Raw genomic sequence first — 16,375 nt, 5'->3', positions numbered from 1 at the left:
AAATAAATGAAAAAAATAGTTTTAGGCTTTATACTTATAGCGAGCATTACTGCATGTTCTCAAAATAAAAATGATATGATGCAAAATCCGAATATTACTGCCGATAATATAGCAGAAGAAATTACAAAACAAATAAAACATTATCCTGTTGAAAAACAATATAAATACAGGTATAATAACAGTATGTGCTATTTTGAAATATCTATTAATGATATTCCATCATTTAAAGACTATCAAAGTTCACAAAACGGATCCGCATTTTTGATTAATGATTTGATTTTTAAAAGCGGCAAACAAAAGGTGTCATATAAACTATTGCCTTCAGAGGGAACAGAATTAAAGGATAATACAGAATTGCAACTCACATTATTGTCCTATGATCAAAAAAATAAAAATGCGGATGATGTAGAGTATTCAAAATTCACACTTCCTCAAATAGAAGAAAAAATAGCAGAAAACTATTCTAAATTCAAATTTTCAGGGGCTGGAAAAACATATTACGAAGGTAGTTTTGACGTTAATGTAGAAGTTCCATATGACTTACAGTCTCCATTTGAAAATGCTCAGGATCTTAGAAAAATAGATAAAAAGAGCCTTGAAGAGAAATTAGTGAAAGAATATAACAAAATACGCAATATTTATCAAAGTAAAGATAAAGATAAGGTGGCAAGACTGCTGTATGATAAACTTAAAAATCAAATGGTAACAGAATACGCTTCTCCTCAAAAAGTAAAGGCAACGTGGGAAGAAGCTAAAGAAATTCTGTTTAATAGTGATATGGAAATTTTGCCAATAGAAAAGTATGAGATGAGATTTTTTGGTAATGGTAAGCTTGTAGCACTCTATGCAGACGGTTCAAATCCAAATACAAGAGGAGGGAATGCTTTGGTTTGTCACTTGAAATCGGGTTATGGGAAAGGATTTCTTGAGCTTAAACATTTATTCTATATCCCTCAGGACGAAACTGAATTTAAAGTATATTAGTCTGCCCGTTAAAAACAGGAATAAATCTCTGGTTTAGTCTTTGAAACAATAAGCTTGATCTGAAATAAAAGAAAGAATTTGTTACAACGAAATTTCTGTCATTTATAAACATGAGGACTTGCTAAATAATAGGGATTAATTAAACATCTCTGACCTTTATATCAATATAAAATATGACCTTTTTAGGATACTTCTTTTCAGCCGTATGCTTGTTTTCCCTTTATATTGCATATAGGATTTTTAATAAAATTCTAAAAAGCAAAAGTGCAGTAAAAGGGAAAATTGGGTTTATAGAAAAAGGTTTTATGTTGTTTTTTATAAGCCTGCTGATCATTACTGTTAATTCCTTAACGTTGGTTCTGTCCTATAGTTTCTTTTGGGAGAAAGCGTACAGGGGCATTTCAGAGAAACAGTACGAAGCTGTAGTCATTGGCTATAAAAAAGAAACCATTGCAACCCGTAATTTTTCTACTTCAGGATATTATAACAAACAGATATATTTTCCGGAAGTGAAATATATCAATGTCAATGGGAAAGAAGTCATAAAAGCACTGGATCTTACAGATAACAATCCCCCTGCAATAGGACAGACTCTGAAAATTACGGATACTGAAGTCAGTGAAAAAGCCAACAGGATTGAACTCAATTGGATCATGATGGCTTTTGGAAGTGTTTTCACAGGACTGACAGCCTTTTTTGCATGTTTGCTCACTACCTATCTTCGAAATGAAGCTTTTAAAAAAAGGGTGAGTATCTCCCTATACGGAGCTCTTGTGATATGGATCCTCAATGGAGTATGTATATTGCTGATGTGGTTGAAATATTGATGCTTAGAAACATCAATGAATAGAATAAAACATAGTGTTATTTTGAAATAAAATGTATTTTTGGAATAAAACTAACCCAAAATAGGATTCAAACTTAAAAATATCTATGGAGAATAAGAAAATGTCACCAGCAAGCTATTCCGTTCTGGGAATAATTCTGTTCTGCTTTCTCTATTATATCTTATGGCTGATCTTTAAGGAAAAAATGCCGTTTCATGAATACCTTTCAGATATTAATACCCACTATGATGAGTATGCAGGTCGTGTTTTGTATTGTATACCCCTGGTGATCTTTATCCTAATATTTTTTACCATTCTGAAACCTTCCGCTTCCAAACGGTTTTTAAGATTACAGGCATCACTTCCCACCTCTAAAATACAATCCCTGGCAAAAGGTTTGGTGGAAGTAGAAGGAACCCTGATGATGCAAGCTCCATTGCGTTCTCCGGTAAATAATGAAGAATGTATCGGATATTATTACACCATTGAAGACGTAGACAAAGACTCGGATGGTAAAAATACATATACCACTGTGCACAGAGAAACTCAATGTAATCTCTTTCAAATCAAAGATGAGACAGGAACAATAGAAATACAACCGGAAGGAATTGAACTGGTCTTACTGGGAGAAACCAATATAAGCAGTACCTACAACAAAAGATATAAAGAAACCCTCTTAAAACACGGTCAGAAAATGCTGCTGGTAGGCTATGCCGATTCAAAAAATGGAGTTCCGTTCATCAGAAAAGATGAACATTATAAAGTTCTTGGAATCACCTCATCATCAGGAATCACAGTGTGGAACAAATACCAGCCGTTGTTGAGGTCATTTCTTTTCACGTGCTCAATTATTTTATTAATTATCATTTATATCCTTATACAATAATGAACCAGACTGTAGCTATCATATTACTCGTACTGCTGACTGTAGCAGTCATAAGCTTTTTGATTAATCTGTATAATAAACTGGTATTGCTGAAATTCAATGTAGATAAAGCATACAGCAATATCGATGTTGTTCTGAAGCAGAGAGCAGATGAAATTCCCAACCTCGTCAACGTAGCCAAAGGTTTCATGAATTATGAAAGAGATCTGCTTACCAGACTTACCGAATTGAGAACTGTTTACAATAGCACCACCGATTCAGATAAGAAAACAGAAGTGGCTAATGAAACTTCCAAGGCTCTAAATTCATTCTTTGCTGTCTCAGAAAACTATCCGGAGCTGAGATCCAATAATAATTTTCTGGAACTTCAGAAGCGGATTTCCGAATTGGAAAACAAGATCTCAGACAGAAGAGAATTCTTCAATGACAGTGTGAACCTTTATAACATCGGAATCCATGAATTCCCGAATGTAATACTGGCAAAAATGTTAGGGTATAAAGATAAAACCCTTTTAGCAGTAACCGATCAGGAAAAAGAATACCATGGAGTTCAGTTTTAATACCTTTTTCGGTCTTGAAAAAGACCTTACAGCTCACCCCGAAATGCTGATTTTTGCGGTACTTCTTATCCCTATATTGCTGATGCTTCCCATTGCTTTAGTAGGCTGGATTTTTAGAAAACTTAAATTCAATATGTATATCATCAATGTACTATTGTACACAATGATGTTTACATTTTTATTGGGAATACTTACCATTTTTGTCCTTTATTTCATTACAGATAAAAATGGAATTAAATTGATGTATTGCTGGTTAACCGTTTTTGCCGGAATGTTCTTTTTCAGTCTGATTAATGAAAATAACATCACTAAAATGTTTGCCGATTGGTCTAAATTGATTGAAGAAAAAGACAAGAGCAGGAGGTAAGAGTGGGAAGGAAGAGGGAAGCCGGAGGATGGAAGTTTCTGAAGTCTGATAATAAAAAAATTGCGTTTAACAATGATGCCAGGGCAATTCATTTCTATAATAAGTTTCCTGAATTATTTTACCAAACTATCTGCCAGTTTCATCAGATTAGCTTACTGATTTAAATCTCCATTCCTAAAACAAAGCATTAGGAAATAAAACATTTACATTAAAAAAATGGCCGGTCTCACAAGAAGACCAGCCATTTCTATAATAAATATACTTGAATTATTTTACTATAAACTGCATCGAAGCACTATCCAGTTTTAAAATATAAACTCCCTGATTAAGGTTTCCCGTTCTGATTACATTTCCATTTCTGAAAGGTCTGTCAATGGTCTGAAGAACTTTCCCCTGCAGGGTATAGATCTCTGCCTTTTTAACATTCTGAACATCACCTTTTACAGCAACCTCCTGATTGGTTACCGGGTTAGGGGTAATTTTAAAACTTGATGCTGAGGTCTCTGCTGCAATATTTTGGGCTTGTCTGGCAGAAGACCCTGAATAGCAAGTCCATTTCAGATCATCAATAGCCACTCTGTTGCTGGTAGAACTATTCACAAGGCTTACCGTTACATTTCCTGAAATATTAATATTGCTGATGGTTGTTGTCGTAGCTGAAGTACTGTAAGGAACTGTTCCTACCGTTGTTCCGTTTACTTTTACATCAAGCACGCCATTGCTTCCGGAGAATTTCAGTTGTGTAGTAACAGTTAAAGATCCAATACCATTCGCTGAGCTTCCGGATGTTAATGATCCGCTTCTTACAGTTATAGCTTTATTATTGATTGTCTGATCAGTTCTTGAATCTGTAGCGGTCCAGGAAATACCACCATTGCTCCATGTTTTGTTAGAATAGGTAGAACTTGCCGCAGGAATTGATTCAAAATTTTCATTGGCGCAATCCGTAGATGGAGTAGACGTTCCCGTATTGGTTGTTCCGGAAACTGTAGAGCTGTTGGAAGATGAATTTCCTGCAGCATCCTTGGCTACAACATAGAAACTGTAAGCTGTTGAAGGATTTAATCCTGAAATTGTAGTAGAAGTTGAACTTATTGTTGTTTTCAGACCTCCGTTCATGTAAACATTGTAAGAAGAAACGCCCACATTATCCGTAGCAGCATTCCATGTAAGAGAAATACTGTTGGATGTCTTTGCAGAAATAGCTAAACCTGTAGCAGCTGTCGGAGCCTGAGTATCAGTTGTAGGCTGCTGAGAACCCCAGATAAGATTCACATAGCCTGGATTATCAATAAAAGGATTTCTGTTCCCCTGATAAGAATAAGATGCATTATTTCTTTTGATCTCAGCCTGAGAAACCGGATCCTGATTATGCCATGCCAGAAGAACATTCAGCTCCCATGACTGAAGCCCTGGAAATGCAGAACTTCCCAACATATTTCCTGAAGAAAAAGAAGAAAGCTTACTCTGATAACGCGTTACAAAATAAAAGATCATACGGGCTACATCTCCTTTGAATTCATCAATCGGTTCAAAAACCGTCCCTGAATATCCAGAAGAAGCAGAATTACCCAGTTTTGATCCGTTCATAGACGTAAAAGTTGCACTTCCAACCTTACCAAACGGATAGTTGCTTCTCATTCCATTTACTTTACCATCTGTAGCTCTGATGAAATGAATGTCAGCAACCATTGGAGATGCCTGATTAAATAAACTTTGAGGAACAACATGTTCTCTGTTGTAGCAGTTCCCTTCCGTAGAATAAGTTCCGCACTGGTTAGAACCCGGAGTATATTTATAAGGATCAGTACCTACAGGCCTTTCCGAATAAATATCAAGGATAGATCCGTCATTTTCGTAATCTTTGTCAATATCAGTAGTTTTATAGGCAGTCCATAATCCGTTGTAGCCTTTATCCTGATGTCCGCTGGTGATAATGCTGCTCAAAGCAGTTTTAAGTGCGGCACCGTTCAGTCCGTTGGCCGAATTATAGTATCCTGCAGGAGCCTGTGCATACGCAAGTCCCGAGAATAAAGTGAATAAGATAATTTTTTTCATATTAATTAATTTCCAACAAGATTACTACATTTTCATGAATAAAAAATTACATTATCGTTAATTTTGAAATGTACCGCATTCAGCTTTCACCTATAAATGATAAGTGATGATTGATGCATGATAATTGATATCCAATTAGCAGGTACAGTAGATGAATATCATTAAAAAAATCAATAGATTCCCGGTCTTTGTCATTCTGTAAGAATCTAAACTTAGTTGTTCATAAGCCTAATTAGAAAAGGTAAGAAATGACCTTAAACCTCACCTCTGAAAATGTAATATCCATCTCCTGTGTTCGGAATTAAAATAATATTCTTATCCATGCAGATCTATGTTTAATTAAAGCAAAAAAGCCGGCACAAAAGTACCGGCATATATAATAATAGCTAAAAATCTTATTTTCTCTGTGGCGGATAATTTTTCATAATCTCAGCCATGATTTCAGGAATCTGTCTCTGTTTAGATTTTGGTGAATCTACAGAAATTCCGCTTCCGATACCCTGCCAAACCAGTTTATTGGATTTTGAATCAATAAGGTCTACAATAATGGCACCTTCATTATAATTGCTTGTCCATGTTCTGTTCATTCCAACACCCCATCCGAAAGGTCCACCCCATCCCCACATTCCGTAAGGAGAAGAAGAATTCACATCAGTGATTTTTTTATGGTTTGCTTTTACGTTGATAATGAGATCTGGATTTTCTCCCGATTGAAGTCCTTTGGTTTGAAGCTGTCTTGAAAGCTCATTCAGAACTCTGTCTTTATCAATATCATTCAGTTTTAGATCATCAATTCTTATTTTATACGTTTTGTAAGAATTGAAATTGGCAGTTTCAGCGTAGTCTGAACGTACCTGAAAAGGGCTACAGGAAGTTAAACCTAATGTAGCGGAAGCCAACAAAATAAAAATATATTTTTTCATTTTATTTATTTTTTTTATCATTTTTAATGAATGTATCAGTCTTTTTATCGTACCCATAAGGACAGTGTCTGCAGCCGCTTTTACAGCAATGACCTCTTTTCAGATGGAATTTTTCTGTAAAAACCTTGTATCCCTGTTCATTATAATAAAAGTCTTCACCTTCTTTGATGTCATAATGGGCCATAAGTTAAATGTAAGTCAAAAAACTTTTTATATTTGTTAGTATGATAATTGTATGCCAAAAGCCATTAAAAAAACTAAAAATTAACGGCATTGCTCTTTTTCCCTTTATCTTCATTAGGAAACCCGAAGATAAGGAAAATAATACACTTATCAATCACGAAAAGATCCATTTACGGCAACAGCTGGAGATGCTGGTCATATTTTTCTACATCTTTTACGTCATCGAATATTATTACTGGTTTTTCAAACTCAAAAACGGTTATAAAGCTTATATGAGAATCTCATTTGAAAGAGAAGCTTACGCGAATGAAAGCAACCTGGATTATTTACAGAAAAGAAAATTCTGGAATTTCAGGAAATATTTAAAAGATAAAAGATAAAAGATAAAAGATAAAAGATAAAAGATAAAAGATCTTGTCGTTAAACAATAATTATGCATTCGGATATCAACATCAATAGGGGCGGGCCTTAGTCAAAACCTGAAAATTTAAACACAAACATCACAAATAATTGCACAAATAACACAAACATTTTGCACAGCATTACAACCCAGCCATCTGTGAAAATCCGTGCCATCTGTGGTTAAAAAAACAGCAAAGAATAATGGCAACACCACAAAAACTCAATAATTAATCTTTTATTATTTTTGTACTCTATAAACTATGAGTAGTCCAAAAAACTAAAATGCTATTACAATTCCCTACAGAACCTATTCCTATTCAGGAAATCCCGATTCATAGAAATGTAAAACTCTTCATTAAGAGAGAAGACCTTATTCATCCTCAGATTTCAGGGAATAAATACTGGAAGCTGTTTTATAATGTCAATCGTTATCTGGAAAGCAATCCTGAAAAGCCTTATATCATTACATTTGGAGGCGCTTTTTCCAATCATATTGCTGCTGTTTCTGCAGTTGGAAACCTTGCGGGAATTCCCACGTTGGGAATCATCAGAGGAGAAGAATTACAGCACAAATGGAGGGATAATCCCACTTTACTTTTTGCCAAAAGAAACGGCATGAACCTGAAATTTGTCACCCGTGAAGAATATCGTCACAAAGAAAAACTTACAGAATTCCTGCAACAGGAGTTTCCGGAGGCCTTAGTAGTTCCGGAGGGAGGAACCAATAAAGAGGCTGTAGAAGGGGTGAAAATGATGCTCAATGAGCAAACCAAAGATTTTGACTATCTTTGCACCGCAGTTGGAACAGGAGGAACCATTGCCGGAATTTCAAAATTCTGTGAAGACAATCAGAAAGTTATAGGATGTAACGTTGTTGATGATGCTTCACTTGAAAATAAAATATTTGAATTAACTTTGAAACGTAATTTTGATCTAATAGATTCATGTTTTGGAGGTTATGGTAAAATAAGTGATGAAAATATCGGTTTTATCAATGATTTCAAAGAGAAATACAATATTCCTCTGGAACCGATTTATACAGGAAAGATGATGCAGAGAGTTTTTGAACTGATAGAAGAAGAGTATTTTCCTGAAGACAGCAGAATATTGTGCTTTCATACTGGTGGATTACAGGGGATTGAGGGAGCTAATCTGCTTTTAGAAAAACAGAATAGAAATTTAATTATATAAGTAAAATTGAAAAACATGAAAAGACTTTTCCTATCCATAAGCCTTTTAGTTTTATCAAAATTTTCTGCCCAAAGCTGGGCAACCGAAGATCAATACATTCAGAAATTTGCTAAATATGCAGTAGAGGAAATGGAAAAATATAAAATTCCGGCTTCTATTACTCTTGCTCAAGGACTTCTTGAAACAGGAGGCGGACAGAGCAGATTGGCACAGGAAGGTAAAAATCACTTCGGAATAAAATGTAAAGAAGACTGGACCGGTAAAACGATGAAACACACGGACGATGCTCCCAATGAATGTTTCCGGGTATATGACGATCCAAGACAGTCTTACGAAGATCATTCTATATTTTTGTCCACCAGAAAATACTACGCCAATCTTTTCAAGCTTGATATGAAAGATTACAGAGCATGGGCTACAGGATTAAAAAAAGCAGGATATGCAACCAATCCCCGTTATGCTTCCATCTTGATCACTAAAATTGAAAAGTATAAGTTATACGAATATGACAACACCAATTCTAATGAAGTGTTGTATGCTGTTCTTAAAATGTACCCGGATCTGAAAGATGACAGAACTTTCATGGCACAATTGGAGCCTTCAAAAGCTACAAAGAAAGCCAAAGAACCGGTGACTGTTGAAGTTCCTTATAAGCAGACTTCTTACGCACAACAGCAAAAAAGAGTGGAAAGAATCAAGACAAAAGCTGAGATTCTAAACTCTATTCTCATCAAAAGTCACCCGAATGACGGGTTGAAATATATTGTAATTCCTGAAGATACCGATATTAGATTCATTGCCAATAAATTCAAGGTCAGTGAAAGCCGTCTGATGAAGTGGAATGAACTGGACAATGAAACCTTGAAGAAAAATGATATTGTCTTTTTGGAGTCTAAAAACTCATCAGGAAATACAGCGACTTACAAAGCTATCTCTGGAGAGGATATGCATGATATCGCTCAGAAATTCGGAATCAAATTACATAAATTATATGCTAAAAACAGAATGGATGAAGGACAACAGCCATCTGCAGGACAGCTGATTTATCTGATTGATAAAAAACCAAGAAACTAATTTAATTTTTTGTTGAGAGTTTATTGTTGACATTTATGCCAACCAGCAACTGTCAACCAACGACAAATATATATGAAGTATCAAAGAAGTTCGGCTTTGTTTGATGAAGCCTACAAATACATTCCGGGAGGGGTAAACTCTCCGGTAAGAGCATTTAAATCAGTGGGAGGAGTTCCTGTATTCATGAAATCGGCAAAAGGTGCTTATCTTACTGATGCCGATGATAATACTTATATTGATTACATCAATTCATGGGGACCAGCTATTCTGGGACACACACATCCTGAAGTATTGGAAGAACTGAAAATCCAGGCTGAAAAAGGTTTCTCTTTCGGGGCTCCTACAGAACTGGAAACTGAAATTGCAAAATTCATTGTTGAAAACGTTCCGAATATCGATCAGATCAGAATGGTTTCTTCAGGAACAGAAGCATGTATGAGTGCTGTAAGACTGGCAAGAGGATATACCAAAAGAGATAAGATCGTAAAATTTGAAGGTTGTTACCATGGGCATTCAGATTCATTTCTGATCAAAGCGGGAAGCGGTGCTGCTACTTTTGGAAATCCAAATTCTCCGGGAGTAACAGAAGGTACTGCTAAAGATACTTTATTAGCCCGTTATAATGATTTTGAACAGGTTCAGGATTTATTCCGTCACAATCCGGGAGAAATTGCTGCGGTAATCATTGAGCCCGTTGCCGGAAATATGGGGTGTGTATTGCCAGAAAATAATTTCCTGCAGAATTTAAGACAAATCTGTGATGAAAACGGAGCTTTACTGATTTTTGATGAGGTAATGACCGGTTTCAGATTAGCATTCGGAGGAGCGCAGGAACTTTTTGATGTAAAAGCTGACTTGGTAACTTATGGAAAAGTAATCGGTGGCGGATTGCCAGTAGGCGCTTTTGCCGGAAGAAACGAAATCATGGATCATCTGGCTCCAAAGGGAGGTGTATATCAGGCTGGAACATTAAGTGGAAATCCATTGGCCATGAGAGCTGGATTAAAAACACTTCAGCTAATTAAAAATGATCCTGAATTTTTTAACAGATTAAGCAAAACAACACAAACTTTGGATCTTGAAATCGGAAAGATTTTAAATGAAAAAGGAATTGCTCATAAGATCAACAGAAAAGGTTCAATGATGTCTGTATTCTTCCATACCAACAGAGTTTCAAACTTTGATGAGGCACAGGAAGCTAATCATTCATTGTTCAATAACTTCTTCCATCAGATGCTTCAGAATGGAGTATATCTGCCACCAAGCGGTTATGAAACGTACTTCATCAGTGATGCGATCAAAGAAAAAGAAATTGATATGACGCTGGAAGCTGTAAGAAAATTTGAATATTCTAATTTATAATAAAAAAATAGACTGCCTTTTAAGACAGTCTATTTTTTTATATCTATAAGTTTATTAAGCAAAACCATAGCAGAATAAACACATCCATCGTCCTTCTTTATTTGCCTCATCGGCATCGAAAATATAAAGCCCTTTACTTTGTATATGTTCTCTTTGGCTAAGTTCATCTCCACCGGAAGCATCTGTAATATAGATGATGGTGCCATCCTGCTCTTTTCCATATAACGTATTCCCTTTTGCTGTAAGTTCTGCACGTGTTAATCTGGGAGGTAATAACCCATCAATGGTTAAAACTTCTTTTTTGGCAGTAACATCAAGAGTTGCTTTTGGAGTTTCGGTGTTGATCCCTGTTTGGGCAAATGCAATAGAAGTTGCACATACTGAAAGAATGCTAATGATTTTTTTCATATATTTTTTCAAAGGTAAATTTAAAATCCAGTCTCTTTTTTATTTATAAATTAATTAAAGAACAGCGTAACAGTATAGGCACATCCATCTTCCTTCTTTGTTGGAAGCTTCCGCATCAAAGATATAAAGTCCTTTACCATCAATATACTCTCTTTGGCTTTGTTGATCACCTCCGGAAGCATCATTAATGTATATTATGGCACCGTCCTGTTCTGTTCCATATAAAGTATTGCCTTTTTCTGTAAGTTCTGCACGTGTCAATCTTGGAGGTAATAAGCCTTCAATTGCTAAAGCATCATTTTTTGAGGTAACATCCAGGGTTGCTTTAGGATTATCAGTATTAATACCTATTTGAGCAGATACAATAGGTGCCGTACCTATTAAAATCAAACTAATTAATTTTTTCATGTTTTTTTTCTTACAAATATAAATTATACAAAAAAAAATATAGTTCGGTTTTTATTACGTGAAATGTATTGAAGGGTATGGTTTATGGTTTAAAAACACATGTATAAAAAGTTATTTTGGTGAGAAGATAATTAATAATGTGTTATTATAGAGATTTTTATTACTATGATGAAAAAGTATAAATTATACAGATTTTGTAATAAACTATACACTTTGATCAGAACACTTCTTTTTAATTTTGTCATAAATAGATTGGAAATGAAGACTTCAGACAATAATATGTCCCGTAAGGATTTTATCAGAAATTCAGCGTTGGCTATGGCAGGTTTAACTTTAATACCGAATATGATGACAGCATCCCCTTTTTTTAATGAGAAGAATATTTCAGCAAAAGGAAAGCTGAGCCTTAAAAATGTTCGTTTGGAAACTGGTTTTGAATATGATGAAGAAGAGGTTTCCGCCACAAAGACAGATCTGTTTTATATAGAAGTTGAAAACGGGAAAATTTCTAAAATAGCCCCTAACCAACCTAACGCAAAGGCTATCGATGCAAAAGGATTACTGATGCTTCCCGCATTTAAAGACATGCACATCCATTTGGATAAAACCTTTTATGGGGATAAATGGCAGGCGGTAAGAAAAAGAACAGGTGGGGTAAAAGGAATGATCGGACTGGAGCAGAAAATGCTTCCCGAAATGCTGAAAAACTCCACATCCAAGGCCGAGAAAATGATTGAATTATTACAATCAAAAGGAACCTCTTTTGCAAGAAGTCACGTGAATATTGAACCTACTTCAAAACTTCAGTCCTTAAAAAATCTACAGAAAGCTTTAGACAATAAAAAGAAAAGTTTCGGAGCAGAATTAGTCGCTTTCCCACAACACGGAGTGTATTATACAGATTCTGTACCTTATCTGGAGGAAGCTGCTAAGATGGATATTGATTTTATCGGTGGAGTAGATCCATTCAACATAGACGGTGATATTGAGAAAGTAATAGACTTTACGGTTCAGTTGGCTTTAGACCATAAAAAAGGAATAGACATCCACCTTCATGAAACCGGAGACTCCGGATTAAAAACAGTGGAGTATCTTATTAAAAAAGTAAATGGAAATCCTTCTTTAAAAGGAAAAACCTATTTGAGCCATTGCTTTATATTGGCAAAATTAGAAGAAAAAAAGCAGGAGGAAATAGCTGAAAAATTGGCTGAAGCAAATATAGGAATCGTTTCCACTATTCCTTTCGGAAGAATGATCATGCCAATTCCGACATTGTATAAGCATAATGTAACAGTACTTACAGGAAATGACAGTATTGTAGATCACTGGAATACTTTCGGAACCGGAAGCGTCCTCCAGAAAGCCAATTTAATGGCTCAACTGTACGGATACTCAACGGAGTTTTTATTATCCAGAAGCTTAAAACTTGCAACAGGAAATATTCTTCCGTTAGATGATAAAGGAACTCAGCAATGGCCTAAAACCGGAGATAAGGCAGATTTCGTACTGCTGAATGCAAGCTGTTCTGCAGAAGTTGTATCTAGAATTTCAAATGTAGAATCTTTGGTACATCAGGGAAATGTAGTTTTTTAAATTGGATTTAAAATGAAGAAAATATTGGTATTTCTTTTAGCATTCGGAAGTCTGAGTGCCTGCCAGGAGAAATCTAGTGATTTTCCAAACGAAGAAATCATGCAGGAAAAAGACATCATTAGTCAGGTAAAGAATAATAATATTTCTGCCGTAAAATCTGCTCTTGAAAACGGAACGGATGTAAATACACGGGACAGAAAAGGACGGTCTTTACTGTTGATTGCAACATTAGAGAAACAAACAGAAATGGCAAAATTGTTGGTTTCCTATAAGGCTGATGTGAATCTTCAGGATGATCAGCTGGACAGTGCATTTTTATACGCCGGAGCAAGCGGACAGACGGAATTGGTTACCTTATACCTGGAAAATGGAGCACGCTTTGACCTGTTCAACCGTTATAACGGAACCGCTTTGATACCAGCCTGCGAACGTGGTCATGTAGAAACTGTGAAAGTTTTGGTTAAAACAAAAGGTTTCCCCATCAATCATGTGAACAAATTAGGATGGACCGCTTTAATGGAAGCGGTAATTCTTGGAAATGGAACTCAGAAATATCAGGAAATTGTGCAAATATTGAAAGATAACGGAGCCAATCTCACGATTCCCGATCATGCAGGCAAAACGCCTTTACAACATGCCGAATCATTAGGATTTAAAGAAATAGCTCTGATCCTGAAATCATAAAAGCAATATTTACAGATTATAAAATCAACTGTATTAAATTTTATCGGAGATAAAATCTTTGCGCTTTAAATACAGCATCATGAACTAAACCTTAGCGCCGTTGCGATTTCCAACACAAGAAAAGTAATAAAACTCAGATATATAATTTAGTTGGTGTTTTAGCCACAGAAGATCCATTTGTTTCTTTTGTGGCTATTTTAATTTTTTCTCCCGTAAATTTTATTAATTTTAGAAGAAATTCAGGTAGCGTGAGTTATCATACAGATCATTTTCCCATTTTAGGAATTCAGGAGTTTAGTGAGAATCAGCTTAGCGGCTGCCATTTGCTGTTTAATGAACTTTACGGAGCCCGCTCCATTGATGACCCCCATAAACATGATTTTTTTATCATCAATCTTTTTGAGCATGGAGTAGGTTCGCACACCATAGATTTTACAGAACATCAGGTAAAGGATTACCAGATTCATCTTGTTTTTCCCGATCAGGTACATCAATGGGTGATTGAAAAAGAAACAGTAGGGTATCAGCTGATGATCAGCAGAGATTGGTTTGAAAGCTTTTTGCCCTCACTGAGGTTTTCAGCTTCTTATTATCAGAATCATCCTGTTATTAATCTTACCCAGGATGTTTTTAAAACATTTTTGTATGAATTTCAGGCAATTCAGAAAGAACTGAATGGTGAAAAGGTATTTTGGGAACTGATCCAGAAGAGAAGTGAGCTGATCGGTTTATTGGTCAGCCAGTCTGTAGAAGGAGTTTTTAAGGATTTTGAAGTTTATAATTCAAACCCTATTATTTCTAAATTTTTACACCTGATTGATGAACACTTCAAAACTGAAAGATCTGTTTCCTTTTATGCTGATAAGTTGAATATCTCAGCGAATTACCTGAATATTGTCTGTAAAAAGAATCTCAATACTTCCGCATCATCCCTTATTCAGGACCGTATTTTACTGGAAGCGAAACGTCTTTTGAAAGTCTCGGAAATGTCTGTGAAAGATATTGTATATGATCTGGGTTTTTATGATCATGCCAGCTTTTCAAAATTCTTTAAAGTGCAGACGGGAATGACGCCCTCTCAGTTCAAGGAATAATTTATACAAAACAAGACATAATTGATACACCGGTTTTGATCAGAAGCTGGTGTAATTTTGTAGGGTTAAAATATTAAATCATGCAATTTCCCTATCAACTAACTGCAAAAGGAAACTACTCCCTTAAAAATGTACGTCTGGAAACAGGTTTTGAATACGAAAATGATGAGGTGACCGGAACAAAGACAGACCTTTTCAGTATAGAAATTGAAGACGGAAAAATTAAATCGGTAAAGACTAATGATTCTGCTTCTGACGCTATTGATGCTAAAGGATATCTGATGCTTCCTGCTTTCAGAGATATGCATATTCATCTTGATAAAACATGGTATGGTCTTCCGTGGCAGGCATTATCTCCAAAAAGAAAAAGCGTAAAGGATATGATAGCCTATGAACAGGAAATCATTCCGGAACTGTTAAAAACTTCAGTAGAGAGAGCAGAACAGTTAATCAGTCTGTTGCAGCATTATGGAACTCATTTTGCAAGAACGCACTTCAATATTGATCCTACTTCAGGGTTAAAATCACTGGAGAATCTGGAACAGGCGCTTCAAAATAAAAAAGACTCTTTTAAAGCAGAACTTGTAGCTTTCCCGCAACACGGAGTATATTATACAGAATCAGCTCCTTTGATGAAAGAAGCTGCAAAATTAGAAAGCGTTGCTTTTATAGGAGGATTAGACCCATTAAGTATTGACGGAAGTATTGAAAAAGTAATGGACTTCACCGTACAGCTGGCACTGGATCACAACAAAGGAATTGATATTCACCTGCATGAAATAGGAGAGTCCGGAATGAAGACAATCAATTACCTGATTGATAAAGCTATAGAAAATCCTGCGCTTCAAGGAAAAACTTTTGTAAGTCACGCTTTTGCATTGGCTCATCTATCTCCAAAAGAAGCAGAAGAGATCTCTGAAAGACTGGCTGCCGGAAAAGTGGGAATAGCTTCTTCCGTACCATTTAAAAAGACGATAATGCCAATCCCGACTTTGAAAAAACATGGAGTAAATGTTTTGATTGGAAATGATAACGTACAGGATTTCTGGAGTACTTTCGGATCAGGAAGTATGTTACAGAAAGCCAATCTGATTGCTGAACTCTATGGCTATGCAACTGAATTTGCGCTCTCAAGAGCATTACAGTTCGCTACTCAAAGTATTCTTCCTTTGGACGAGAAAGGAAAGCAACAGTGGCCTAATGCCGGTGATAATGCAGCTGTTGTTTTAGCAGCTGCCTCATGTTCAGCAGAAGCCGTTTCCAAGATGTCTAAAATAGAAGCCCTGATGCATGACGGGACTCTGTTCTGGAGAAGTTAAATGATAATGTATATATTTTTTATACACTTGTTTTTTGTGAATCAGCTGTCGG

The 16,375-nt window shown here is 35.7% G+C and carries 18 protein-coding genes; 13 read left to right on the top strand and 5 right to left on the bottom strand.

All coding sequences use genetic code 11. The annotated features are described in order from the left end of the window. Window positions 1-6: 6 nt before the first annotated feature. The 5 genes from M2372_RS04385 (at window position 7) to M2372_RS04365 (ending at window position 3,624) form a co-directional block, all read left to right on the top strand. A complete protein-coding gene (locus tag M2372_RS04385; RefSeq protein ID WP_123318202.1) occupies window positions 7-984 on the top strand; it encodes a hypothetical protein in 978 nt (325 codons plus the stop codon). A gap of 305 nt (window positions 985-1,289) precedes the next feature. After that, window positions 1,290-1,811, top strand: a complete 522-nt coding sequence (locus tag M2372_RS04380; protein ID WP_148060707.1) for a hypothetical protein — start codon at window positions 1,290-1,292, stop codon at window positions 1,809-1,811. A 106-nt stretch (window positions 1,812-1,917) separates the two neighbouring features. Beyond that, window positions 1,918-2,697, top strand: coding sequence for a hypothetical protein (locus M2372_RS04375; RefSeq protein ID WP_123947283.1), 780 nt, complete (start codon window positions 1,918-1,920; stop codon window positions 2,695-2,697). Then, complete coding sequence (locus M2372_RS04370) at window positions 2,697-3,257, top strand: LemA family protein (RefSeq protein ID WP_123318204.1); 561 nt, start codon at window positions 2,697-2,699, stop codon at window positions 3,255-3,257. Before M2372_RS04375 ends, M2372_RS04370 begins: the two co-directional genes overlap by 1 nt. Then, window positions 3,241-3,624, top strand: coding sequence for a hypothetical protein (locus M2372_RS04365; protein WP_123318205.1), 384 nt, complete (start codon window positions 3,241-3,243; stop codon window positions 3,622-3,624). The genes M2372_RS04370 and M2372_RS04365 overlap by 17 nt, the downstream gene beginning before the upstream one ends. A 267-nt stretch (window positions 3,625-3,891) precedes the next feature. Here M2372_RS04365 and M2372_RS04360 read toward each other — a convergent pair whose 3' ends face one another. The 3 genes from M2372_RS04360 to M2372_RS04350 form a co-directional block, all read right to left on the bottom strand. Then, complete coding sequence (locus M2372_RS04360; RefSeq protein ID WP_123318206.1) at window positions 3,892-5,682, bottom strand: endonuclease; 1,791 nt, start codon at window positions 5,680-5,682, stop codon at window positions 3,892-3,894. 395 nt (window positions 5,683-6,077) lie between these two features. Further along, entirely contained in the window at window positions 6,078-6,605 is a 528-nt protein-coding gene (locus tag M2372_RS04355; protein WP_115969659.1) for a DUF4136 domain-containing protein, read from the bottom strand. Window position 6,606: 1 nt separating this feature from the next. Beyond that, window positions 6,607-6,789, bottom strand: a complete 183-nt coding sequence (locus M2372_RS04350; protein WP_034745671.1) for a DUF5522 domain-containing protein — start codon at window positions 6,787-6,789, stop codon at window positions 6,607-6,609. Between the two features lie 40 nt (window positions 6,790-6,829). Between M2372_RS04350 and M2372_RS04345 the strand changes: the two genes are divergently transcribed. The 4 genes from M2372_RS04345 to hemL all read left to right on the top strand — a co-directional run bounded on the left by M2372_RS04345 (window position 6,830) and on the right by hemL (window position 10,817). After that, window positions 6,830-7,168, top strand: a complete 339-nt coding sequence (locus M2372_RS04345; protein WP_115969497.1) for a hypothetical protein — start codon at window positions 6,830-6,832, stop codon at window positions 7,166-7,168. 304 nt (window positions 7,169-7,472) lie between these two features. Beyond that, window positions 7,473-8,381, top strand: coding sequence for a 1-aminocyclopropane-1-carboxylate deaminase/D-cysteine desulfhydrase (locus M2372_RS04340; protein WP_123318207.1), 909 nt, complete (start codon window positions 7,473-7,475; stop codon window positions 8,379-8,381). A gap of 15 nt (window positions 8,382-8,396) precedes the next feature. Next, window positions 8,397-9,455: a glucosaminidase domain-containing protein gene (locus M2372_RS04335; protein WP_115969501.1), complete on the top strand. Its 1,059-nt coding sequence runs from the start codon at window positions 8,397-8,399 to the stop codon at window positions 9,453-9,455. A 72-nt stretch (window positions 9,456-9,527) separates the two neighbouring features. Further along, entirely contained in the window at window positions 9,528-10,817 is a 1,290-nt protein-coding gene (gene hemL / locus M2372_RS04330; RefSeq protein WP_115969503.1) for a glutamate-1-semialdehyde 2,1-aminomutase, read from the top strand. Window positions 10,818-10,871: 54 nt separating this feature from the next. Here the strand turns inward: hemL and M2372_RS04325 are convergent, their stop codons facing one another. Beyond that, window positions 10,872-11,225, bottom strand: coding sequence for a hypothetical protein (locus tag M2372_RS04325; protein WP_123318208.1), 354 nt, complete (start codon window positions 11,223-11,225; stop codon window positions 10,872-10,874). A gap of 54 nt (window positions 11,226-11,279) precedes the next feature. Further along, the gene (locus M2372_RS04320) at window positions 11,280-11,633 is read right to left on the bottom strand and encodes a hypothetical protein (RefSeq protein WP_123318209.1); all 354 of its coding nucleotides are present in this window, start codon (window positions 11,631-11,633) and stop codon (window positions 11,280-11,282) included. A 258-nt stretch (window positions 11,634-11,891) separates the two neighbouring features. Between M2372_RS04320 and M2372_RS04315 the strand changes: the two genes are divergently transcribed. The 4 genes from M2372_RS04315 to M2372_RS04300 all read left to right on the top strand — a co-directional run bounded on the left by M2372_RS04315 (window position 11,892) and on the right by M2372_RS04300 (window position 16,323). After that, window positions 11,892-13,226 carry an amidohydrolase gene (locus M2372_RS04315; protein WP_123318210.1) on the top strand — a complete coding sequence of 445 codons (1,335 nt, stop codon included), beginning with the start codon at window positions 11,892-11,894 and terminating at the stop codon, window positions 13,224-13,226. A gap of 12 nt (window positions 13,227-13,238) precedes the next feature. Continuing rightward, the gene (locus M2372_RS04310; protein ID WP_123318211.1) at window positions 13,239-13,910 is read left to right on the top strand and encodes an ankyrin repeat domain-containing protein; all 672 of its coding nucleotides are present in this window, start codon (window positions 13,239-13,241) and stop codon (window positions 13,908-13,910) included. A gap of 248 nt (window positions 13,911-14,158) precedes the next feature. Then, entirely contained in the window at window positions 14,159-15,004 is an 846-nt protein-coding gene (locus M2372_RS04305; protein ID WP_123319070.1) for a helix-turn-helix domain-containing protein, read from the top strand. Between the two features lie 80 nt (window positions 15,005-15,084). Continuing rightward, window positions 15,085-16,323, top strand: a complete 1,239-nt coding sequence (locus tag M2372_RS04300) for an amidohydrolase (RefSeq protein WP_123318212.1) — start codon at window positions 15,085-15,087, stop codon at window positions 16,321-16,323. Window positions 16,324-16,375 lie beyond the last annotated feature (52 nt).

The organism is Chryseobacterium sp. BIGb0232 (assembly GCF_024810195.1).
GTDB classification, from domain to species: Bacteria; Bacteroidota; Bacteroidia; order Flavobacteriales; family Weeksellaceae; genus Chryseobacterium; species Chryseobacterium pennae.
The sequence above is the reverse complement of the archived record's forward strand: the minus strand, read 5'-3'. Positions and strand labels throughout refer to the sequence as shown.

Bases quoted from the DNA above. Each gene is read 5' to 3' on its own strand.
- M2372_RS04360 (WP_123318206.1), bottom strand. From the start codon at position 5,682: ATGAAAAAAATTATCTTATTCACTTTATTCTCGGGACTTGCGTATGCA.
- M2372_RS04300 (WP_123318212.1), top strand. From the start codon at position 15,085: ATGCAATTTCCCTATCAACTAACTGCAAAAGGAAACTACTCCCTTAAA.
- M2372_RS04380 (WP_148060707.1), top strand. From the start codon at position 1,290: ATGTTGTTTTTTATAAGCCTGCTGATCATTACTGTTAATTCCTTAACG.
- M2372_RS04355 (WP_115969659.1), bottom strand. From the start codon at position 6,605: ATGAAAAAATATATTTTTATTTTGTTGGCTTCCGCTACATTAGGTTTA.
- M2372_RS04365 (WP_123318205.1), top strand. From the start codon at position 3,241: ATGGAGTTCAGTTTTAATACCTTTTTCGGTCTTGAAAAAGACCTTACA.
- M2372_RS04370 (WP_123318204.1), top strand. From the start codon at position 2,697: ATGAACCAGACTGTAGCTATCATATTACTCGTACTGCTGACTGTAGCA.
- M2372_RS04350 (WP_034745671.1), bottom strand. From the start codon at position 6,789: ATGGCCCATTATGACATCAAAGAAGGTGAAGACTTTTATTATAATGAA.
- M2372_RS04325 (WP_123318208.1), bottom strand. From the start codon at position 11,225: ATGAAAAAAATCATTAGCATTCTTTCAGTATGTGCAACTTCTATTGCA.
- M2372_RS04375 (WP_123947283.1), top strand. From the start codon at position 1,918: ATGGAGAATAAGAAAATGTCACCAGCAAGCTATTCCGTTCTGGGAATA.
- M2372_RS04320 (WP_123318209.1), bottom strand. From the start codon at position 11,633: ATGAAAAAATTAATTAGTTTGATTTTAATAGGTACGGCACCTATTGTA.
- M2372_RS04345 (WP_115969497.1), top strand. From the start codon at position 6,830: ATGATAATTGTATGCCAAAAGCCATTAAAAAAACTAAAAATTAACGGC.
- M2372_RS04385 (WP_123318202.1), top strand. From the start codon at position 7: ATGAAAAAAATAGTTTTAGGCTTTATACTTATAGCGAGCATTACTGCA.
- hemL (WP_115969503.1), top strand. From the start codon at position 9,528: ATGAAGTATCAAAGAAGTTCGGCTTTGTTTGATGAAGCCTACAAATAC.
- M2372_RS04335 (WP_115969501.1), top strand. From the start codon at position 8,397: ATGAAAAGACTTTTCCTATCCATAAGCCTTTTAGTTTTATCAAAATTT.
- M2372_RS04310 (WP_123318211.1), top strand. From the start codon at position 13,239: ATGAAGAAAATATTGGTATTTCTTTTAGCATTCGGAAGTCTGAGTGCC.
- M2372_RS04315 (WP_123318210.1), top strand. From the start codon at position 11,892: ATGAAGACTTCAGACAATAATATGTCCCGTAAGGATTTTATCAGAAAT.
- M2372_RS04340 (WP_123318207.1), top strand. From the start codon at position 7,473: ATGCTATTACAATTCCCTACAGAACCTATTCCTATTCAGGAAATCCCG.